The sequence below is a fragment of the Kutzneria sp. NPDC051319 genome, from assembly GCF_040682195.1.
GTDB lineage: Bacteria > Actinomycetota > Actinomycetes > Mycobacteriales > Pseudonocardiaceae > Kutzneria.
In genome coordinates this window covers 57919-79107 of the sequence record NZ_JBFBAM010000003.1, presented here as the reverse complement: position 1 = coordinate 79107, position 21189 = coordinate 57919, and the positions used below count along the sequence as shown (strand labels likewise).

The 21189-nt window shown below is 70.6% G+C and carries 21 protein-coding genes; 5 read left to right on the top strand and 16 right to left on the bottom strand.

Annotation, left to right across the window (positions count from 1 at the left end):
- Positions 1-31: 31 nt before the first annotated feature.
- On the bottom strand, positions 32-2662 hold the full coding sequence (locus AB0M73_RS03865; RefSeq protein ID WP_363886485.1) for a transglycosylase domain-containing protein: 2631 nt from the start codon (positions 2660-2662) through the stop codon (positions 32-34).
- Between the two features lie 252 nt (positions 2663-2914).
- Positions 2915-3319 carry a DUF5318 domain-containing protein gene (locus tag AB0M73_RS03860; RefSeq protein ID WP_043720625.1) on the bottom strand — a complete coding sequence of 135 codons (405 nt, stop codon included), beginning with the start codon at positions 3317-3319 and terminating at the stop codon, positions 2915-2917.
- Positions 3320-3524: 205 nt separating this feature from the next.
- Here AB0M73_RS03860 and AB0M73_RS03855 point away from each other — a divergent pair, with 205 nt between their 5' ends.
- Positions 3525-4601, top strand: coding sequence for an inositol-3-phosphate synthase (locus tag AB0M73_RS03855; protein WP_363886482.1), 1077 nt, complete (start codon positions 3525-3527; stop codon positions 4599-4601).
- On the opposite strand, the gene AB0M73_RS03850 is transcribed toward AB0M73_RS03855, so the two are convergent.
- Together AB0M73_RS03850 and AB0M73_RS03845 are read right to left on the bottom strand one after the other, a co-directional pair.
- The gene (locus AB0M73_RS03850) at positions 4598-5185 is read right to left on the bottom strand and encodes a hypothetical protein (RefSeq protein ID WP_363886479.1); all 588 of its coding nucleotides are present in this window, start codon (positions 5183-5185) and stop codon (positions 4598-4600) included. The two genes, AB0M73_RS03855 and AB0M73_RS03850, sit on opposite strands and share 4 nt — an antisense overlap.
- Before the next feature lie 164 nt (positions 5186-5349).
- The gene (locus tag AB0M73_RS03845; protein WP_363886477.1) at positions 5350-6231 is read right to left on the bottom strand and encodes a DNA-processing protein DprA; all 882 of its coding nucleotides are present in this window, start codon (positions 6229-6231) and stop codon (positions 5350-5352) included.
- Positions 6232-6319: 88 nt separating this feature from the next.
- Between AB0M73_RS03845 and AB0M73_RS03840 the strand changes: the two genes are divergently transcribed.
- On the top strand, positions 6320-7039 hold the full coding sequence (locus AB0M73_RS03840; RefSeq protein ID WP_363886475.1) for a type 1 glutamine amidotransferase domain-containing protein: 720 nt from the start codon (positions 6320-6322) through the stop codon (positions 7037-7039).
- A gap of 1 nt (position 7040) precedes the next feature.
- Complete coding sequence (locus AB0M73_RS03835) at positions 7041-8012, top strand: GDSL-type esterase/lipase family protein (RefSeq protein WP_363886472.1); 972 nt, start codon at positions 7041-7043, stop codon at positions 8010-8012.
- Here AB0M73_RS03835 and AB0M73_RS03830 read toward each other — a convergent pair.
- Positions 7982-8962: a hypothetical protein gene (locus tag AB0M73_RS03830; RefSeq protein ID WP_363886469.1), complete on the bottom strand. Its 981-nt coding sequence runs from the start codon at positions 8960-8962 to the stop codon at positions 7982-7984. The two genes, AB0M73_RS03835 and AB0M73_RS03830, sit on opposite strands and share 31 nt — an antisense overlap.
- A gap of 209 nt (positions 8963-9171) precedes the next feature.
- Between AB0M73_RS03830 and AB0M73_RS03825 the strand changes: the two genes are divergently transcribed.
- Positions 9172-9855: an SDR family oxidoreductase gene (locus AB0M73_RS03825; RefSeq protein WP_363886467.1), complete on the top strand. Its 684-nt coding sequence runs from the start codon at positions 9172-9174 to the stop codon at positions 9853-9855.
- On the opposite strand, the gene AB0M73_RS03820 is transcribed toward AB0M73_RS03825, so the two are convergent.
- Complete coding sequence (locus AB0M73_RS03820; RefSeq protein WP_363886465.1) at positions 9830-10738, bottom strand: LysR family transcriptional regulator; 909 nt, start codon at positions 10736-10738, stop codon at positions 9830-9832. The genes AB0M73_RS03825 and AB0M73_RS03820 overlap by 26 nt on opposite strands.
- Positions 10739-10821: 83 nt before the next feature.
- Here AB0M73_RS03820 and AB0M73_RS03815 point away from each other — a divergent pair, with 83 nt between their 5' ends.
- Positions 10822-11739 carry a DMT family transporter gene (locus AB0M73_RS03815; RefSeq protein WP_363886463.1) on the top strand — a complete coding sequence of 306 codons (918 nt, stop codon included), beginning with the start codon at positions 10822-10824 and terminating at the stop codon, positions 11737-11739.
- Between the two features lies 1 nt (position 11740).
- On the opposite strand, the gene AB0M73_RS03810 is transcribed toward AB0M73_RS03815, so the two are convergent.
- From AB0M73_RS03810 to AB0M73_RS03765, 10 genes are all read right to left on the bottom strand, one after another.
- Positions 11741-13078 (bottom strand): amidohydrolase, encoded by a 1338-nt coding sequence (locus tag AB0M73_RS03810; protein ID WP_363886460.1) that lies wholly within the window; start codon positions 13076-13078, stop codon positions 11741-11743.
- A gap of 12 nt (positions 13079-13090) precedes the next feature.
- The gene (locus AB0M73_RS03805; RefSeq protein WP_363886457.1) at positions 13091-14254 is read right to left on the bottom strand and encodes a histidine kinase; all 1164 of its coding nucleotides are present in this window, start codon (positions 14252-14254) and stop codon (positions 13091-13093) included.
- A 266-nt stretch (positions 14255-14520) separates the two neighbouring features.
- On the bottom strand, positions 14521-15648 hold the full coding sequence (locus tag AB0M73_RS03800) for a nitric oxide synthase oxygenase (protein WP_363886454.1): 1128 nt from the start codon (positions 15646-15648) through the stop codon (positions 14521-14523).
- 155 nt (positions 15649-15803) lie between these two features.
- A complete protein-coding gene (gene trmB, locus AB0M73_RS03795) occupies positions 15804-16451 on the bottom strand; it encodes a tRNA (guanosine(46)-N7)-methyltransferase TrmB (RefSeq protein ID WP_363886886.1) in 648 nt (215 codons plus the stop codon).
- A 104-nt stretch (positions 16452-16555) separates the two neighbouring features.
- A complete protein-coding gene (locus AB0M73_RS03790) occupies positions 16556-17068 on the bottom strand; it encodes a hypothetical protein (protein WP_363886451.1) in 513 nt (170 codons plus the stop codon).
- A 195-nt stretch (positions 17069-17263) separates the two neighbouring features.
- Positions 17264-18163, bottom strand: a complete 900-nt coding sequence (locus AB0M73_RS03785) for an ATP-binding cassette domain-containing protein (RefSeq protein ID WP_363886449.1) — start codon at positions 18161-18163, stop codon at positions 17264-17266.
- Between the two features lie 186 nt (positions 18164-18349).
- Positions 18350-19078, bottom strand: a complete 729-nt coding sequence (locus AB0M73_RS03780; RefSeq protein WP_363886446.1) for an ABC transporter permease — start codon at positions 19076-19078, stop codon at positions 18350-18352.
- Complete coding sequence (locus tag AB0M73_RS03775) at positions 19075-19992, bottom strand: ATP-binding cassette domain-containing protein (protein ID WP_363886443.1); 918 nt, start codon at positions 19990-19992, stop codon at positions 19075-19077. The genes AB0M73_RS03780 and AB0M73_RS03775 overlap by 4 nt, the downstream gene beginning before the upstream one ends.
- 124 nt (positions 19993-20116) lie before the next feature.
- Positions 20117-20296, bottom strand: coding sequence for a hypothetical protein (locus AB0M73_RS03770; protein ID WP_363886440.1), 180 nt, complete (start codon positions 20294-20296; stop codon positions 20117-20119).
- A 93-nt stretch (positions 20297-20389) separates the two neighbouring features.
- A complete protein-coding gene (locus tag AB0M73_RS03765) occupies positions 20390-21178 on the bottom strand; it encodes a hypothetical protein (protein ID WP_363886437.1) in 789 nt (262 codons plus the stop codon).
- Positions 21179-21189 lie beyond the last annotated feature (11 nt).

Genomic DNA, 21189 nt, shown 5'->3' with positions numbered 1-21189 from the left:
GGTCAGACGCCCACCGGGGCAGGGGAGTTGCTCAAGGGTTGCCGCCGGGGTTTCCTCCCCCGCCTGGACCTATTCCGCCGCCTTGGCCCTTGGTCGTGCTGGTGGTATCCGGATTACAGCTCGGCAGGCCCGGGAAGTCGACGCACGTGTTCGTCGTCGTGTGATGGCCGTGCGTCGTCGTGTCGTCCGGTTCCGTCGTGGTCGTCGTGGTGGTGGAGCCGGTCGTGGTGGTCTGGGTCGGCACGGTCGTGGTGGTGAGCCCGCTGAAGTTGCCCTTGCCGCCCAGGTCCTTGAACGCCGGGAACGGCAGCACCGGCTGGCCCGTGAGGTAGGCCGTCATGAAGTTCTTCCAGATGTACGCGGGCTCTTCACGGCCGTAGATGTCGTAGTTCTGCGTCTGACCGCCGATCTTGTTGAGGTAGAAGCCCTTGATCGGCGCATAGCCGTTGCGGTTGCCGACCCAGACCGCAGTGACGACCTGCGGGGTGTAGCCCACCATCCACGCGTTCGCGTTCTCCCCGTGGTTGATGCCATCGGCGCCGACATAGCCGGCCGTCCCGGTCTTCGAGGCCACCGGGCGGGTGCCGATGTTGGCGCACTGGGTCTTGGCCGAATCGGCGCAGGAGCTCTTGGCCACGTCCAGCATCGACTCCGTGACGTTGCGGGCCAGCTGGGTGTTGTGCGTCGAGTTCGTCTTGTCGAACGCCTGGGTCGGCGTCAGATGCGCGTTGGCCGCGGCGTCGTACTGCACGTTCCCGCCGCTGTCCTTGATGGACGTGATGAAGTGCGACGGGATGTACATGCCGTTGTTGGCCAGCGTCGCGTAGCCCTGCGCCTGGTCCCGCGGCCGAACTTCGTACTGACCCAGCGCGATGCCGTCGGCAGGCGACTTGCCGCCGAGCGCGTCCTGCACCTTGCCAGCGATGGTCTGCGTCTTGGCGATACCGGCGGCGAACGCGGCGTTCTGCACGGCCGTCGGGCCGATGTCGTCGGTCATCTTGTAGAAGACCGTGTTGATCGACAACGTCATCGCCTGTTTGACCGAGCAGGGGTTGGACGGGCATTCCTCGCCGTCGGAGTTGTTGATGGTGATCTGACTGTTCGGGTCGTTACCGAACTTCTGGCCGCTCTTGCCGTTGTACAGCGACTGCAGACCGATGGACGAATTGGTCTGCATGCCGCCCATGAACACGTACGGCTTGAACGACGAGCCCGGCTGGTTCGGTGTGTCCGCCATGTCGTAGGAGAACGTCTTCGGGTCGTCACCGCCGTACCAGGCGACGATACCGCCGGTCCGTGGGTCGATCGAGACGAGCGCCGAAGCGATGTTCTCGTTGTGCGGCTTGTCCTTGGCCATCACCGTCTGGTTGGCCTGGGCCGCTTGGTCCATGGCCTTCTTGTCGATGGTGGTGTGGATCTGCGCGCCCATGCGCTCCAGTGCCGTCTCATCGAGGCCGGCGAATTCCGGCAGGCCTGCCTCGTGCTTGACCTGGCGGACCACGAACGTCGTCGGGCCGTCCAGCGCGCCGTCGCTCTCGTTGGCGACCGGCTTGGGCTGCTCCGGGAACTTGGCCCGGTCGGCCGCGGTCAGCCAGCCGTTGGCGACCATCCGGCCCATCGTGTAGGACCAGCGGTCGTTGGTGTGGCTTGGGTCCTCGTTCAACGCCGGCACGTTGATGCAGCCGGCCAGGAACGCGGCCTGGGACGGGTCCAGCTTGTCCACGGTGACGCCGAAGTATGCCTGCGCCGCGGCCTGGATGCCGTAGGCGCCGCGGCCGAAGTAGACCGTGTTCAGGTACGCGGCGAGGATCTGGTCCTTGGACTGCTGCTGGCTCATCTTGATGGACTTGACCAGCTCGGTCCACTTACGCGTGAGGGTGTGGTCCTCCTCGCCGGTGGCCTTCTTCACGTACTGCTGAGTGATGCCGGAACCGCCGCCGCCACCGCCCTTCAGCTGCGAGAACACGGCGCGGCCGATGCCCTTGATGTCGAAGCCGCTGTTGGTCGCGAACGTCTCGTCCTCGGCGGCCTGGACGGCGTGCTGCACGACCATCGGGATCTTGTCGATCGGCAGGATCGTGCGGTCGCCGCCGGTCGACGGGCCGAGCGTGGCCATGACGCTGCCATCGGCGTAGAAGATGGTCATGGTCTGCTGCTGGTTGAGGACCGACGCGGGATCCGGCGGCTCGACCATGAAGTACGTGATGATGAACGCGACGATCGGGCCGACGAAGCCGACGGCGGCCAGCACGTACGCGCCGCGGCGGACGCGGCGCCAGATGCGCTTCTTGCGCAGCACCGCCTCGTCGTACTCGTTGTCCAGGTACTCGTCGGGCTCGATGTAGTCCCCGCTGGCGCCCGGCGGCAGGTCGTGCTCGCGGTGCGTCATCAGCTCCGGCTCGCGCTGGTACTCCTCGTGCACCGGCGGCAGCATGTCCGTCGGCTGGTTGAACGGAGTGCGCTGCGTCGGCCCGTTGAGGCCGCCGCGCTGGCCGGGGCCGGGCGGACGGCCACCCGTGCCATTGGGGCCACCTGGGCCGGGACGCCCGCCACGGCCCACCGGCGGCGGCGGACCACCGGGGCCGCCGACGGGACCCGCCGGCCGCCGGGGCGGCTGCTGCGGCGGATAGCCGCGGGGCGGGGTGTTCGGACCACCCCGCATGGGCGGTTGCTGAGACGGCGGCACCGGCGGTCGCCCACCGGGCCCCCGACTCGGCGGCTGCTCACCGGGCCAAGCCGGCTGACCGCCGCCCCGGCGGCCGGGCTGCTCCGATTCGTCGAAGCTCGGCCACTGGGCCTCGTCACCACGCTCGTCACTCACCAAACGGCCTTCCAGATCGGTACCCACCACGTAGGCAACCAGTAGTGCTGGTCCATCGTCTCTACTGCTAGACGCCGCGACCGCGGGCGATGTTCACTCCGCGGCGGTGCGCCGGCGCGGCTTGCGTGCGCGCAAGCCGCCCGTTCCCAGGACGTATGACTGCACCAGGTGGTTCCAACTACATGTGCGGCAAACTTCGACGACGTAGACGGTGAACTCCTCGTACAGGGAGTCCATCCGGTCCAGTTCGTCCGGAGTTCGGGCCGAGCCGGCCACGTGCTTGAGCTCGTCGCCGTAGACCCAGGACACCAAGGTCAGCTGCTCTTTCCGACACACCGGACAGCTCGTCTCCGTCGGCTGTCCGTGGAACTTCGCCGCCCGCACCAGGTAGGGGCTGGCGTCACAGACCTCCATCGTGCCGACCCGACCCGAGTAGACCTCCGCGAGCAGCGCACGGCGCTGCAACGCGTAGTCCACCACCTGTCTCTGGGTCCGCACACGCAACAGGGTACGTGGCCCCCGTGACGGCCCGCTGGGCCGTTCAGGGCAGCGCCCGGCCACGCTGTGTCACCCGCGCCACAGCGGCAGGTCGCGCGCAGCCGGTCATGAGAGGCTGGAAAGCCGGGCTGACCAGCGATGGAACAGCACGTGCGCCGGGCCGCGTTGGCACTGGTACTGCCAATCACACCGAGGAGGAGTCCGGATGAGTGTGCGGGTAGCCGTGGTGGGCGTCGGCAACTGCGCGGCGTCGCTGGTGCAGGGGGTGCACTACTACCGGGACGCCGAGCCGGGGACGCGGGTGCCCGGCCTGATGCACGTCCAGTTCGGCGAGTACCACGTGCGGGACGTGGAGTTCGTCGCCGCGTTCGACGTGGACGCCAAGAAGGTCGGTCTTGACCTGTCCGAGGCCATCCTGACCAGCGAGAACAACACCATCAAGATCGCCGACGTGCCGCCGCTCGGGGTGCCCGTGCAGCGCGGGCACACCCTCGACGGGCTCGGCCGGTACTACCGGGAGACGATCGAGGAGTCCGACGAGGACCCGGTCGACGTGGTCAAGGCGCTGCGGGACGCCCAGGTCGACGTGCTGGTCTCCTACCTGCCGGTCGGCTCCGAGGAGGCGGACCGCTTCTACGCCCAGTGCGCCATCGACGCTCACGTCGCCTTCGTCAACGCACTGCCGGTGTTCATCGCCTCCGACCCGGCCTGGGCCGCCAAGTTCGCCGACGCCGGCGTGCCGATCGTCGGCGACGACATCAAGTCGCAGGTCGGGGCGACCATCACGCACCGCGTGCTGGCCAAGCTGTTCGAGGACCGGGGCGTGCTGCTGGACCGGACCATGCAGCTCAACGTCGGCGGCAACATGGACTTCAAGAACATGCTGGAGCGCGACCGGCTGGAGTCGAAGAAGATCTCCAAGACGCAGTCCGTGACCTCGCAGGTCGACCGTGACCTCGGGGCCCGCAACGTGCACATCGGCCCGTCCGACTACGTGCAGTGGCTCGACGACCGCAAGTGGGCCTACGTCCGGCTGGAGGGCCGCGCCTTCGGCGACGTGCCGCTGAACCTGGAGTACAAGCTGGAGGTCTGGGACTCCCCCAACTCCGCCGGCATCATCATCGACGCCGTCCGCGCCGCCAAGATCGCCCTGGACCGCGGCATCGGCGGACCGATCCTGTCCGCCTCCTCCTACTTCATGAAGTCGCCACCGGAGCAGTACTCCGACTCGGTGGCTCACGACGCCGTGGAGAAGTTCATCCGCGGCGAGCTGGAGCGCTAGAGGTCTCCATGCGGTGACCGGTCCAGGCAGCAGGTGAACCAGTCGAAGGGTTCGCCACGGACATTCGTGACATAGGGAGCAGCCGGTCCATGGTCGGCGTCGAACCATCGCCCGAGCACCACGACGGCGACGCGTTCGGCGCCGGCCAGCCGCAGCCGGGCGGCTGCCGACTGGGCGTTGGCACCGCTGGTCCACGTGTCGTCGACCAGCAGCACTCGCCGCCCCCGCAGATCGTCCGAGGCGCCGAAGCGATCCGGGTGCAATACCCGTTCACCGAGGTCCGCGCCGATCCGCAGCAGGTCGCGATACCGCGGGCGGGTCTGCCCGATGATGCGGCTGAGCATCGCGCTCAACGGATGGGGATCAAGGCCCTTCGTGCTCGGCACCGACGTCACGACGTCGAAGTCCGCCACGCCGCATGCGGCGGCGACGCACCGCTCGTGTGCCCGGAGATAGTTCTCCAGCACCACGGCCAGCCGGCGCTGCTTCTCCTTGCGGGCCGCTTCCAGGGGAGACCGCTTGTACTGACGTAGGTCGTGGGCGAACTGCTCGCCGGCGAACGCGATCGATATGGGGACAACCACGTCCGCCAGTTGGTCGCCGGCCAGCTCTCGATGAGAGTTGCACCGGTAGCACTGTCGATGCGGCAGCGGAGCGTCGCGATGACAGGTCGAGCACACGCCGGGTCCGACGGGCGGCACGGGCACGAGAATGTTTCGGTAGCTTTCCGCTACCCAGGTGAGCGGGCTCAGAGCTGGACCAGCTCCGCGGTCAACTCCCCGAGCACCCGGAGCAGGTGCTCTGGCCCCTCCAGAACGGTCGTGTTCGGGCGTCGGGCCAGGTCCATCGCCCACTGGTTGGCCAGCACATCGGGCAACAGGAAGACATGCCGGCCGTGTTCGACAGCGACGCGGGCCTGGATCCGCGCGCCGCTGTGCTCCCCCGCCTCGACGACGACCGTGGCGATGCTGCAGCCGCTCATGACGGCGTTGCGCATCGGGAACTGGTGTTTGGCCGGGCCGGCATCGGGCCAGAACTGGGAGAGCACCGCGCCGGTTCGGGCAATCTCGGTGTGGAGCTCCCGATTCTCGGCGGGGTAGCAGTGCCGCAGGCCGGTCCCGACCACCGCGACGGTGCGCGTGCCGGCGTCGATCGCGGCGCGGTGCGCGGCGGTGTCGATGCCGGCGGCGAGGCCGCTCATCACCGTGAATCCGTTGGTGGCCAAGGTGCTGGCCACGACCCTGGCCCGGCGCAGCCCGGCCGCGCTCGCCTGCCGGCTGCCTACGACAGAGACAGCGGTGATGTCTTCGGCGTCGAGAATGCCGCGGCAGGTCAGGAACGGCGGCCGTTGGTGCACCAGCATCAACTGCACCGGATAGTCCCGATCCAGGACGGTGACCAGATGAATGCCCTCCGCGCGCCAGCCGTCGATCTCTTCGGCGACCAGCTTCAGGTCAACGTCCAGGTCGCGGTCGACGTGGTCCAGAGTCGGCTTGCTCGGGGTGAGCAGGTCGTCAAGGATCTCCAGCGCCGAGCCGGCTTCCTCGACGGCAGCGGTCACCGCGCCCCAGCCACGGTCACTGTGCCGCAGCGCGAGCAACAGGGCCGCTTGCTCGAGGTTGGCCGCCACCAGGTCATCCTAGTCGAACGCGGGTTCGATCTGGCTGTGCGGGCGGCCGGACACAGTAACTGGTGTCGCCCATTCGGGTGCTGGCAGGATGCGCGGAGTGCGAATCCTGATGCCCCTGCCGGACAGCGACTTCGACGTCACCGAGGTGGCGGTGCCGTGGCGGCTGCTGACCGACGCCGGGCACGAGGTGGTCTTCGCGACGGAGCGGGCGGGCGCCCGGCCGGCGGCCGATCCGCGGCTGCTCAGCGGGGTGATCTTCGGGCAGCTGGGGGCCGAGCCGGAGCCGAAGCGGTTCTACGATGAGCTGACGGCCGACCCGGGGTTCGCGGCGACGGTGGCGTGGGAGGCGGTCCAGCCGTCGGAGTACGACGGGCTGATCCTGGCCGGCGGCCACGCCCCGGGCATGCGGCAGTACCTGGACAGCGCGGTGCTGCGGACCAAGGTGGCGGAGTTCTGGCGGCTGGAGCGGCCGGTGGGCGCGATCTGCCACGGCGTGATCGTGCTGGCCCGGGCCGGGGTGCTGGCGGAGCGACGAACGACGTGCCTGCCCAAGTACATGGAACGCATGGCGTACTACGCGACGGCGTGGAAGCTGGGCCGCTACTACCGGACGTACCCGGCGTACGTGGAGGACGAGGTCCGGGCGACCGGGGCCAGATTCGAGAGAGGCCCGATCTCGACGGCGAGAGGCACGGCCACCGATGACGGCCCGGCGTTCGCGGTGCAGGACGGCAACTACCTCTCGGCCCGCTGGCCGGGGGACGCCTACCTGTTCGCGCGCCGGTTCGATCGACTACTGACGACCTGAGGTGCGCGAGGTCTGGCTCGACCCGGACGACCCGCAGCTGAGCTGGGACGGACTGGTCGACCTTCGACGCGCGGGCGACTGGTGGCAGCCGTGGCGGCTGCCGGCGGACCGGATTCCGACGGCGAGACTGTCGGAGCTGGCGCGTATGCCGGCAGGGGTCCGGGTGGGCATGCGCACGGACGCGCGCCTGTTATCGATGCCGTTGCTCGGTGATCCGGACTACTCGTCACCGGTGGACGTGCTGGTCGACGGCCAGTTGGCGCACCGGATGGCGGTCAGGCCGGGCGAGCAGGTGCTGACGGTGGCGCTGCCGGGGCAGCCGGCCAACGTCGACGTGTGGCTGCCGAACTACGGGCGGACGAAGATCGGGCGGCTGCGGCTGGCGGCGCACAGCACGGTCCGGGCGATGAGCCGCACCGGCCCGCACTGGGTGGCGTACGGCAGTGCGATCACGCAGTGCCGGCTGGTCGACGGACCGAGCCAGACCTGGCCGGCGGAGGTGGCCCGCCGGCACGGCTGGCGGCTGACCTGCCTGGGGTTCTCCGGCGAATGCCACCTCGATCCCGTTGTCGCGCAGACGATCCGTGAGCGGGAGCCGGACCTGGTGACCCTGTGCGTCGGCGTGGACATCCACCACGCGGCGAGCTTCAGTCGGCGGACGCTCGGCCCGGCGCTGGAGGGCTTCCTTGAGGTGATCTCCGACCAGCCGGTCGTGGTGATCACACCGCCGCTGGCGCCGGCCCGTGAGCAGGAGGTCAACGCGGTCGGGCTGACGCTGGCCGACATCCGGGACCTGGTCGCCGCGGCGGCGCGTGGCGTGAGGGTGATCGACGGGCGGGACCTGGTCTACGCGGATCTGGTGGTGGACGGCCTGCACCTCGGCCCCGACGGATACCAGTCGCTGGCCGAGCGGATCTCGCCGCTGCTGACGGCCGAGCTGGGTCAGAAGCCGGCGGCGGCGTACTCGGCGTAGTTGGTCGGCGGGGCGACATCGACCCGGGCGCACTCGGTGTCGCCGGCCCGGGTTTTCGGCCACTGTGTGAGGTAGTAGATCTGCCGGCCCGTCTTGCGCGTCGCCTGGGCGAAGCCGCTCGCCGCCTCCTTGTCGTTGTAGTACGCCTCGCCGATGATCAGCGGCTGGCTGGTGAAACCCTGCTGTCGTAGGCGATCGTCGTTGTAGACGAACTGCGAGTACTCGTCGCCGTAGATGTGGATGTCCATCATGGACGGTTGGGCGGACCCGTACATCTTGCCCACGTTGAGAACCTGGCCCGGGTCGGTGCCGTTGACGGAGAAGCCGACGGTGTCGGCGCGGCCGAACCTCGCGGTGTAGGCCTGCCACAGCTGCTGGTCGTAGCGCAGCACCAGGGACTCGTCGGTCGACGCCGTGAGCTCGCCGCCGAGATCGAGGTGGAACGGCAGCCCGGCGGCGGCGATGATCGGGTGCAGGGACTGGATCAGCTGCCAGTTCTCCTCGTACATCGAGTCCTGCCAGGACGACCAGGTGCGCGGGTTGTTGCCGTCCGAGGGATGCACCACCACCGTGACCTCGGCGAAGCCCGCCTGCTTGATGTCGGCGAGCAGGCCGGCGAGGTTCTCCTGGCCGCGCGGCGGCAGGTGGCCGCCGGTGGAGTCCATCGCCGTGCCGTCGTCCGCGCCGTGGTGGTGGTAGACGCCGATGGACAGCCGGTTCTGGCCGGCCCGCTTCATGCCGGCCAGCTGGTAGGCGATGATCGTCGGCGCTTTGTCGAACGCCGCCGTGACCTGGTAGGGCTGCCGGTAGCAGCCGTCGAGGTAGTAGAAGTCGTAGTTGGAGCCGCCCGAGGCCGCGGGCGCCGGCGCGACCGGATCGGCTCCGGCCGGGACCGCGAGCGTCACCGCGAGCACGATGCCCGCCGCGACGACCAGTGTTCGAGTCACCATGACGGAATCCCTCCCGTCCGGTCGCTTCTGTCGATCTCCGAGCGTCGCACCGCCGCCGGGATTCGACCGGCGGACGGGGGGCGATTTCACCGCTTCGGGTGGGTTTTCGCAGGTTGGACGGCGTGGTTGCACGTGAAACAAGTGCGGTCGGCGCAGGCGCGGTCCGCGCGGGTGTCGGTGCTCAGCTCGAACGAGTTAGCTTGGGGATCATGACGTCCCGACCGACCGCCTTGATCACCGGCGCCTCCCGCGGCATCGGCGCTGCCGTGGCCACCGCGCTAGCCCCCACCCACGACCTCCTGCTCGGCGGGCGCGACGTCGAGGCCCTCAAGGCCTTCGCCGGTCAGTTCCCCTCCGCCACCCCCTGGCCCGTCGAGCTGTCCGACACCGACGCCGTCGCCGAGGCCACCTCCGCCATCGACCGGCTCGACGTCCTCGTGCACAGCGCCGGCGTCGCCACCCTCGGCCTGCTCGCCGAGACGCCCGTCGACGTGTGGCGGAGCACCCTGGAGATCAACGTCGTCGCGGTCGCCGAGCTCACCCGGCTCCTCCTGCCCGCGCTGCGCGCCGCCTCAGGCCAGGTCGTGCTCATCAACTCCGGCGCCGGCCTGTACGCCAACCCCAACTGGGGCGCGTATGCCGCCAGCAAGTTCGCGCTCCGTGCCTACGCCGACGCCCTCCGCGCCGAGGAGCCCGCCCTCCGCGTCACCTCCGTCTACCCCGGCCGCACCGCCACCGACATGCAGCGCGCCATCCGTGAGTCCGAGGGCAGCGACTTCCGTCCCGACGACTACCTGACGCCGGAGTCCGTCGCCCAGGCCGTCACCTTCGCCCTGCTCGCACCCGCCGACGCCCACGTCGTCGACCTCACCGTCCGTCCCCGCCCGCACTAACCGCCCGCCCGACATGGGCGTCGAGTAGGTCGAGCAGCCTGACCGCGGCGGGGTGATCGGCGACGGCGTCGCGGACCCGGACCGAGATGCTCCGTCGCGGCGTGGGATTCACGATCGGCACGGCCACGGTCGACTCCGGCAGCGCGCCGAGGCCGAGCCGGGGGATCACGGTGATGCCCATGCCCTCGGCCACGAACTTGATCGCGGTCGGGTAGTCCTGGGTCTCGATGTGGAAGGCCGGGCTGAAGCCCACCGTCGAGCAGGCGTCGAGCACCGCCTGCCGGCAGGCCCCACGGGCCACGTCGTTGTCCACCCAGGCCTCGTCGCGCAGCTCCACCAGGTCCACCTCGACCCGGTCGGCCAGCGCGGAGCCGCGCGGCACGACGGCGAAGTAGGGCTCGGTGAGCAGCGCGCGCACCCGATATCCCCTGGTGTCGGCGGGTTCCGTGCCGTCGACGAAGATCGCGATGTCCGGCTGGCCCGCGTCCGCGCCGACCAGCTCGATCAGCCGCAGGTCGAGACGGAGCCCGGGGAACTCGCGGGCGAGCGTGGCGACCATGGGCGGGATCCAGACGGCTCCGGCCGAGGCGAAGTAGCTCACCGACAGGGCGCCGACCCGGCCCGCCCGCAGGTCGGAGACCACCGATTCCAGCTCAGCGAGCCGTTCGAAGACCCGGGCCGCGTGGGCCGCCACCGTGCGGCCGGCCACCGTCGGCTCGATGCTCCGGCCGGCGCGTTGCACGAGCGTGAGCCCGGTTTCCTTCTGCAGCGCGGTGATGTGCTGGCTGATCGCCGACGGGGTGTAGCCGAGGCTCGTCGCGGCGCCGCGGATCGAGCCGTCCGCCACGACCGCGCGCAGCACGCGGAGCCGGTGAATGTCCATGACCTCGACACTACAGTCACACTGAACAATCCGGCGGCTTTTCTTGCTTGTGCTTACGTTTCCGCCGGGCCATCGTCGACGACATGCCACTCAAGCACCGGGCCCTGGCCGCCGTCGTGACGACCGTGCTGCTCTGGGCCTCCGCCTTCGTCGTCATCCGCGCGGTCGGCGATGACCTGTCCCCCGGCTCGCTCGCCTTCGGACGGTTGACCGTCGGCACGATCGCGCTGGCGATTGTGGCCCTTCGCTACCGCCGCCCGCTGCCCCGCGGACGGGCGCTCGCCTTCGTGCTCGGCTACGGCGTGCTCTGGTTCGCCGGCTACACCGTGGTGCTCAACTGGGCCGAACGACACCTGGACGCCGGCACCGCCGCGCTGCTGGTCAACGTCGCGCCGATCCTGGTCGCCGTGGTCGCCGGTCTTGTGTTCCGCGAGGGCTTCCCGCGGCCAGTGGTGATCGGCATGCTCGTCGCCTTCACCGGGGTTCTCGTCATCGCCCTCGGCGGGGACGGCGGCGGTGTGGTCGACACGCTGGGCATCGTGTTGGGCCTGGTCACCGCGGTGCTCTACGCCGCGGGGGTGCTGATGCAGAAGGTCGCGCTGCGCACGGTCGACGCGGTCACCGCGACCTGGGTCGGCTGTGCCGCCGGCCTGGTCGCCACGCTGCCGTTCGCCCCGCAGGCGGTGGTTGAGCTCGGCCACGCCTCCGGCGCGGCGATCGCCGGCGTCGTGTTCCTGGGCGTCGGACCTACCGCGATCGCCTTCACCACCTGGGCCTACGCCCTGGCCCGCACCGATGCCGGCCGCATGGCCGCCACGACGCTGTGCGTCCCGGGCATTGCCGTGCTCGTGTCGTGGGCGACGCTCGGCGAGGCCCCGACCGCCCTCGGCCTGCTCGGCGGTGCCCTGTGCCTGGCCGGCGTGGCCATCAGCCGCCGCAGGCCCAAGCCTCGGGTTGTCGAGACGGCCGCCGCGCAGGAGACCTGCGAAGCAGCCGCCTAGATCAGGCGTCGGTGAGCAGGCGGTGGGTGACCTTGCGGACCTCGGCGGAGGCGGCGGTGCGGTCGACGTGGGGGGATTCGCCGGCGGCGACGACGGCGGAGCCGGCGACCCAGACGTCGCGGACGCGGCGGGAGCCGGCGGCCCAGACGAGGTTGGACAGGAGCTGGGGGTCGGGGACGTCGAGGCCCGCGGCGAAGGCGGGGTCGTCGAGGTCGATGTGCACGAGGTCGGCCCAGTAGCCGGGGGCGAGGGTGCCGAGGTCGGTGCGGCCGATGGCGGAGGCGCCGCCGCGGGTGGCCAGGAGCAGGGCCTGGGCGGCGGTGAGGGCGGCGGCGTCGGCAGAGCCGAGGCGGGCGAGCATGGCGGAGAGTTGGATCTCCTCCCACAGGTCGAGGTCGTCGTTGGAGGCGGGACCGTCGGTGCCGAGGCCGACGGGGACGCCGTGGCGGCGCAGGTCCAGCAGCCGGGCGGTGCCGGAGGCGAGCTTGGCGTTGGAGCCGGGGCAGTGGGCGACGCCGACACCGTTGGCGGCGTAGAGCTGGATGTCCACATCGGACAGATGCACGGAGTGAGCGGTGAGGACACGGCCGCCGAAGACGCCCAGGGAGTTGAGCAGCAGGGGAACGGAGCCGTGGGCCTCGCGCACGTGCTGGTCCTCGGCGAGGGACTCGGCGACGTGGATGTGCAGCAGGGCGCCGCGCTGCTTGGCCTCGGCGGCGACGACGGGGAGGGCCTCGGCGGGCAGGGTGTAGGCGGAGTGGGGCCCGTAGCCGAGCTCGATGCGCTCGCCGGGCCCGAAGCGGAGGCCGTCGGCGTCGATCCACGCGCTGATCTGGTCGGTCATGTGCAGCCAGCTGCCGAGCCGGTCCCAGCCGGGGGCGGCGATGACGGCGGGGGTGAGCACCATGCGGGAGCCGACCTCGAGCACGGCCTCGACCATCTGCTCGGCGTAGAAGTACATCTCGACGCTGGTGGTGACGCCGTGCCGGAGCATTTCCAAGGCCCCAAGGCGCATGCCGGCCCGCACGTCGTCGCCGTCGAGACGACCCTCGGCGGGCCAGATGACGTCCTGCAGCCACGACATCAGCGGCAGGTCGCCGCCCATGCCCCGCAGCACGGTCATGGGGCTGTGGGCGTGGGTGTTGATCAGGCCGGGCAGCAGGATCCCGGACAGCTCCCGCACGGGCACGCCGGCCGGCAGGGCCGGGGCGTTGGAGGCGGGACCGACGTAGCCGAGGCGGCCGTCGGCCAGCACGTCGACGACGGCGTCGCGCACGACGGAGCAGGACGCGTCGCAGGGCAGCACGACGGGGGCATGGAGCCGGAAAGCCTCAGACATGACCGGATTCTGTCATCCGCCCAGCGGCAGCTCGGCCACCACCGTCCAGCCGCTGCCCCCGGTGGGACCGGCGCTGAAGGTGCCGCCGAGCAGCTCGACCCGTTCCCGCATGCCGACGAGCCCGAAACCGCCGGACCCGCCGACGGGGCTGCTGTGCTGACCGGTTCCGTCGTCGGCGACCCGCACCCGCACGGCGCCGTCGGAGGTCCGGACGTCCACATCGATCCGGCGGACGCCGGCGGCGTGCTTGCGGGCGTTGGTCAGCGACTCCTGCACGAGCCGGATCACGGACTGGGCCAGCTCGGGCGGCACGGCCTCGGACAACTGCACGTCGAGCCGTACGGGCCCGCCGACCTGATCGACGGTTCGCTTGATCTGGGCGGTCAGCTCGTCGTTGTCACGGCTGGTGGGCACCGCTTCGGTGCCGCGCAGGGTGCCGACGAGGCGTCGCATGGCGGCCAGCGCCTCGTGCCCGCTGGCGGTGATGATCGGCAGCACCTGTCGGGCGGCGTCGGGGTTCTGGTCGGCGATGGCCTCGGCGGCCTGTGAGTGCACGACGATGCCGGTGACGTAGTGCGCGACGACGTCGTGCAGCTCACGGGCCAGGGCCAGCCGCTCGGCCTGCTGGGCGGCGGCGACCGAGGCGGACTCGGATCGGCGGCGTTCCCGGTCGCGGGCCCGGAAGTACAGGCCGGTGCCGACGCCGAGGCCGAAACAGACCACCATGATCGCGACGATGTTGCCGATGCCGACGGGGTCGCTGTCCTCGGCGTACGCCTGGCGATCGAGGTACGCGGTGACCGCCCACGCGCACGCCAGCGCGGCGGTGCCGATGATCGCCCGCCCGCGCGACGACTGCCGGACCGTGATGGCGGTGATCGCCATGGCGGCGGCCAGCGGCACGATCTCGCCGCCGATCTCCACCAGGCGCAGCCCGTGCAGCAGCAGCGAGCTGCCGGCGATGGCGATCGCGGCGGCCAGCGCGGCGTCGAAGGGACGGCGCGGGCAGACCACGGCCAGCACGCAGACGATCAGGTCGGCCGGCAGCAGCAGCCACATCCCCGGCGCCATGCCGCGCCACGCCACCATCTGAAAGAACAGCAGCAGCACGAGAGCGGTGGCCAGCGGCCACTGCCGGCGGGCCAGCGCCCGCCAGCCGAGATACCCGTTCTCCACGTGGGCCACCGTAGGGCGTAGCCGGGGCCGATGCCGTCAGCCTGTGGGCGGGTGCCCGGTCAGACCTGCGGCGTAGCCGAGGTCGATGCGCCAGGCCGACGCCCGATGACGCGCCCGCCGACGACAGTTGAGCCAACGTCGGAGACAAGGGGTGCGGGATGTTCGCAACGGTGATGACCTACAGCGGTGCGGCGGTCGGTCTGCTGGTGCTGGCGGTCATGGTGGTGACCGGGATCCTGGTCGACAGCGAGCAGACGAAGTAACGCTCAGCCAAGGCGTTTGCGCAGCAGGGCGGCCAGCCGCCCGCCGTGCGGCTCGGTGTTCGCGGTGTCGGCGAACCGGGCCGGAGTGCCCTGCCGGGCCCGCTGGGCCGTCGTCGAGTCGATACGGAACGAGGGCCGGTTGCCGCCGGCCCGCTGCCGGGAACGCAGCCACGCCAGCCGGTGCAGCGCCTCGGCGTGGTGGTCGGTGATGGTCACCTGGGCGGCGTCGAAGGAATGCAGCACTGCCCGGTTGAGCTCGACGGTTGCCCGATCGCGCCACAGCGTCCGCTCGGTGCGGGTGTCCAGCCCGAGCCGCGTGGCGACCTCCCTGGCCACGGCGTACGCGCCCTCGTCGGCCAGGCTGCGGGTGCCGATCTCGGCCCCCACGAACCAGCTGTTGAACGGCGCGGCCGGATAGGTGACGCCGCCGATGACCAGCCGCATGTTGCTGATCACGGGCACGGCGTGCCAGCGCAGCCCCAGCTCGACGAACCATGACAGGTCCGGGTGCTCCAGCGGCACCTCCTGGATCACGTCCCGCGGCACGGTGAACAGCTGCGGCCCCTCGTGCGCGGTCTCCACCACCAGCGGCAGGTGGTCGAAGCGGCCCCGCTGGGTCGGCGGCCGCCAGCCCATCGCGGTGACGGCCTCGGTGAAGTCGATGTAGCGCGGGTCGCCGACGACGCGGCCGGTGGCGTCGCGATAGCCCGCGTAGCGCACCAGCTGCTCGTTCCAGATGCACGGCCCGGGCGTGGACGGGGTGTCCGGGGCGAACACGGTGACCAGCGGCTGGATCTGCCCGCTGTTGGTGGACAGCCGCAGGTGCTGCATGCACTCGGCCGCGACGGCGGGCGCGTTGCGTAGCCCACGCAGGTCACGGACCTTCAGCCGGCGCCAGGGCACGCCGCTGGTGCACCAGCCGCTGTCGCGCAGTGCGACCCGCGCGCCGTAGGCGAGCTCCTGCGGCGTGTGCCGATACGTCCCGGTGTCGGCGATCTCGGTCCGCACCTCGGTCAGCCGTTGGCCCACCGGCCCGGCGTCGGGGTGCGCGTCGTGGAACATGCGGAGGAACTCCTCGGCGGCGTCGAGGTCCACGCAGTCGAGAGCAGGGAGGGTTGCCAAAGCCGTCACGGTCGGCAACCGTAACCGCCGCCCGGCCTCACTCGTCACTGCCAGAAGGGGCACACCTCGGACTAGTGGATCTCCGCCCGAACGGGTGAAGGCTCGACCGACAGTGTTCGACTCGTCGCCACCGGCCCGAGACTTGAGCACTCGGTCGGGTGACCCTAGTCGACCTTGGCGAACATCAGGTCGTGGCTGATCCGACCCTCCTCGACGGCCCGGTTCTCGAACTTGGTGACCGGCCGCCAGTCGGGTCGGGGCGCCCACCCGCCCGGCTGATCGGCGTGCACGTTGCGCAACCGAGTCTCTTCGCTACAGACAGTCATCATCTGCTCCGCGTACTCCTCCCAGTCGGTGGCCATGTGGAACACGCCGCCGGGCACGAGCCGGGACGCGATCAGCTCGACGAAGGCGGGCTGCACGATGCGCCGCTTGTGGTGCTTGGCCTTCGGCCACGGGTCCGGGAAGAACAGCCGCACGCCGCTGAGCGACTCGGGCTCCAGGTGGTCGGTCAGCACGGTCACGGCGTCGCCGCGCAGCAGCCGCAGGGTGTCGACCCCGAGCACGTCGGCCCGCAGGATGAGCTGGGCCAGGCCCGGCTTGTACACCTCGCAGGCCAGGTAGTTGAGCTCCGGCTGCGCGGCGGCGAGCTGCGAGGTGGTCTCGCCCATGCCCGAGCCGATCTCCAGCAGGACGGGGGCCGAGCGGCCGAACCACTCGTCCAGCGCGAGCGGACCGGGCGGCAGCGCCTTGACATCCTGGCCCAGTTGGGGCCACCGGGTGTCCCAGGCCCGCTGCTGGCCGACGGTCATCCGCTCGCCGCGCTGGACGTAGGAAACGATGGAACGGTGGTGCAGGGGGCGCTGGCCGGCCTGATCAGGGTCTGACTGTGTCACGATTGCCAGACTCTTCCAGATCAGGTCGCCTCGATGTCGTCCAGCCTGGTCACCAGGTCGTCCAGGCCGCGCACGGCGATCAACTTCGGCACGCTGCCCCGGTGCGCCGGCAGCACGTCCAGCCAACCGCGATGGCGGGCGGTGAACACCACGGTGGTGGGCACGGTCGGCGCCTCGCCGGCGGCGTAGGCCTCGGACGGCACGTATTCCCAGTAGCCGTCCTCCCAGGGCACGTAGACCCAGCCCGGGCGGGCGGCCAGCAGCTCGCCGACCTCGTCCTCCATGCGGAAGGCGGCCTTGCGGGTGGGCAGCCCACCGGCGGCCAGCGCCCGCAGCCACCAGGGCGCGGGCAGGTCCGGCTCGAACTTGCCGAGCACCCGGTACAGGCCGACGACCTGCCGCTCGGGGGCCCGATGGATCCATGCGCGCCGGATGTCGGCGGGGCCGGTGGGATTCTTGGGCATGCCGGCCAACTCGACGGCCTGCGACCACTCCAGCGTGGCCGTCGGCTCCACTCGCACTTGCTTCTTCACGTTCCGACGGGGGTGCGATTCAGTCACCGCCACCGCTCACCTCCAAGGGCTGCCTGACGGGATTAACTCGATACGATCATCTTTGACCGCATTTCGCACGGTGCTGTGCGGGAGTTCACGTGGTTTTCATGCACTTCTTACGCCATTCGTGCCGGCGGACCACCGAACGCGACTTGGTCTGGACCAAACAGGTGATCATCCGGCCTGGTAGTCCGCCGCGTCTCCAGTATGGTGGAGGTAGGCCTCTTCGAGCGAGCCCCGACGGGGGCTCAGCTCGTGCAGCACGACGCCGTGCGCGGCGGCCAACTCGCCGATCTGGGCCGCGTCGAGGCCGGTGACGACAAGTGCGCCAGGCTCATGTCGTACCGTCGCGCCTTTGTGGACCAATGCTGTCTGCAATCGTTCCACCTGGGCGGTGCGAACACGAACGGACGACTCCGTCGCCTCGCTGATGAATTGGGCAGTGGGACATTGCGCGATCAACCGCCCGCGGCCGATCACGATCAACTCGTCGGCGGTCTGCGCCATTTCCGCGAGAAGGTGGCTGGACACCAGCACGGTCCGCCCGTTGTCGGCCATCGTGCGCATCAGCTTGCGGATCCAGGCGATGCCCTGTGGATCCAACCCGTTGACCGGCTCGTCGAACAGCAGCACCGACGGGTCGCCGACCAGCGCGGCGGCGATGCCCAGCCGCTGGGCCATGCCGAGCGAGAAGTCGCCGGCCGGACTGCGCGCCACCTTGGTCAGGCCGACCAGGTCGAGGACCTCGTCCACGCGGGTCCTCGGCATGTCGGCGGCCCGGGCCAGCCAGCGCAGGTGGTCGCGGGCGGTGCGGTGCGGATGGACCCACGTGGCGTCGAGCAGGCCGCCGATCACGCGTAATGGCCGCCGCAGCTCGCCGAACCGCCGGCCGTCGATGAGCACGAAGCCGGTGTCCGACCGGTCGAGGCCGAGCACCAGGCGCATGGCGGTGGACTTGCCGGCGCCGTTGGGCCCGAGGAAGCCGGTGACCACGCCGGGCCGGGCGGTGAAGGACAGATCGTCGACGGCGACGGTCCGGCCGTAGCGTTTGGTCAGCCCCACCGCTTCGATCATGTCCGCATGATCCCAGGGAATCCGGGGGCGCCGAGAATCAGGCGTCGACCTGCGATGCCAGGGATCGATGGTCCGGGCCGCCCCCCGATCGGCGGTCCGGACCATCGTCCGAGCGGGCCCCGATTCCCACTCGTTCCCCAGCCCCTGTACCCGTGTGACGACACACGTGCGCCGTCATGACGCGGTTCAGGCGTCTCTTTTCTCGACCACCACGAGGGCGGCCACCAGCAGGGCCGCGGCCACCGCGGCGAAGTACGCGAGCCCGCCCCACGGGCCGTAGGGCAGGGTCGGGTCGACGGGGCCGGCGAACTGGCTCGCGGCCACGAACGGCATCCAGTCGTGCAGCCGCTCGCCCACCCCCGGGACGATCTCCACCAGCTGTTCGACCAGCAGCGGGAACAGCAGCAGGATGGCCACGGCCGCCGCGCTCTGCCGCAGCAGCGCGCCCACGGCGACGGCCAGCACCGCGGCGACGGCGTAGACCAGGCCCATGCCTGCGATCTCCCGCCACTCGTCGGCGGTGGCGATGTCGGTGTGCGGGCTGCCGGTGATCAGCCGGGCCACGCCCCACGAGCCGAACGACGAGATCTCACCGACGACACCGGCGACCAGCGCCAACACCGTCGCCTTGGCCAGCAGCGCCCGGGTCCGGCTGGGCACGGCCTGGAAGGTGGCCTTGATCGTGCCGAAGCGGTACTCGGTGGTGACCGACAGCGTGGCCATCACCATGGTGACGGCCAGGCCCAGGATGTAGAGGGTCTGCGTGCTCTCCGGCGACACCCCGTCGCTGTGCCGGGCGTTCAGCCAGACCAGGCCGGCGGTGGCGCCGATGGTCAGCGCCAGCGCGGCGGCGACGCACCACACCGGGGCACGGGTGGAGAAGAGCTTGATCCGCTCGACGGCCAGCAGCGTCATGCCACGGTCACCTCGTCCGCCTGGTACTCGACCGCGTGACCGGTCAACCGCATGAACGCCTCCTCAAGCGAACCCTGCTGCGGGCTCAGCTCGTGCAGCACGACGCCGTGCGTCGCGGCCATCTCGCCGATCTGGTCGCTGCTGCCGCCGCTGATCACCAGCGCGCCATCATCCGTGATACGCACCGACATGCCCCACTGGGTCACCACTTCCGCCAGCTTCGCGGCCTGCGGACTGCGCACCAGCACCGTCGTCTCGGTCGCCCCGCCGATGAAGGCCGAGGTGCTGCCCTGCGAGATCAGCTGACCGCGTCCGATGACGATCAGGTCCTCGGCCGTCTGCGCCATCTCCGACAGCAGATGGCTGGACACGAGCACCGTGCGGCCCTGCCCGGCCAGGCCCTGCATGAACCGGCGGATCCACAGGATGCCCTCCGGGTCGAGGCCGTTGACCGGCTCGTCGAACAGCAGCACCTGGGGGTCGCCGAGCAGCGCGGCGGCGATGCCCAGCCGCTGGGACATGCCCAGCGAGAAGCCGCCGGCCCGCTTGTCGGCGACGGCCGTCAGCCCGACCTGGGCCAGCACCTCGTCGACCCGGGTCGCCGGCAGCCGGGTGGCCTTGGCCAGCCAGCGCAGGTGGTTGCGGGCCGACCGGTTGGGATGCACCCACTTCGCGTCCAGCAGCGCGCCGACCGTGCGCATCGGCGGCCTGAGCTCGTGATACGGCCGGCCGTCGATGAGCACGCGGCCCTCGCTCGGCCGGTCGAGGCCCAGGATCATGCGCATGGTGGTGGACTTGCCGGCGCCGTTGGGCCCCAGGAATCCCGTCACCCGGCCCGGCTGGACCGTGAACGACAGGTCCCGCACCGCGACGGTCCGGCCGTAGCGTTTGGTCAGGCCGATTGCCTCGATCATGGGCAAAGCATGACGGGGCCCAAGGTCATCGGACATCGGCCCCGGGGTCGATGTCGGGTACTACTCCCGGCGGACCACTACGGTCGAACGTATGGCTGACACCGCAACGGCTGGTGGCCACTGATCACCGGGCATGGCTGCGGTTGGCCACCGCCCACGGCGCCGATCCCGACTGCTGCGATCCCGACGGAGCCCGTCGCGGCCAGGGCCGCCAGGTCGGCGCCGCCCCCGGCTGCTTCAGCGTCGCGGCCGCGTTGGCGGCGATCGTCAGGAGCACGGCAAGCGCCACAACGGTTCTGCGCACAGTGAAGTCCCCCTTGGTCTCGGCCCGGATCGAGCGTAACCAAGGGGGACAGCGATTTTTCGGTGGGAGCCGCGCGGGACGCGCGGCAGTGACTCAGTGACCGCCGAGGTTCAGGTGCAGGTCGTCGAGGTTCGCGACCTGGTCGGCCGGCGGGGCCTGCACGTCGACCTTGCCGCCCCAGTCGGTGTAGTGGATCTTCGAGGTGTACTTGTCGCCGGCGACGGCGGTCATCTGCAGCGGCAGGTTCTCACTGTTCAGCCACAGGTCCACGGTCATCGGCTCGACCGCTCCGGACAGCTGCGGCGGCAGGTCGGACTTGGCCTTGGCGGTGTCCACGTCGACCGTGTAGTGGGTGACGGCCTGGCCGTCCAGCGTGGTCTTCTCCGTCTTGGTGACCTTGCCGCCCTGCGAGATCTGGTTGAGGAACGTGGTCGGATCGCCCTGGGTGGCCAACTGGTCGAGACCGCCGTCGATGAGCTGGGACAGCGAGTCGTCGCCGCCGCCGAGCCGGATCCACGTCTTGTCGGTGCCGAGGTGGGATCGCAGCGCGGCCGGCGGCTGGATGTAGACCACCTTGTCGGCCAGGCGCATCTCCATGGCGCCGGCGGCCGAGCCGACCTGCATGGCCATCTGCGAGGCGTCGCCGCCGAACTGGCCCTGGCCGGTCATGGTCACGTGCATGCCGCCGGCGTCGACGGTCGCGTCGATCTTGACGGTGCGGCTCTTCGACGTGCTGCTCTTGGCCATCGCGACCAGCTGCACGGCGTCGGTGGCGGTGGCGGTGTCGCCGATCTTGGCCATCGGCGCGCCCGCCTGCTGCGCGTCGCATCCCCCGAGCACGACCAGAGCGGCGACTCCCACACCCACTAAGGACTTGCGCACTAGCTCATCTC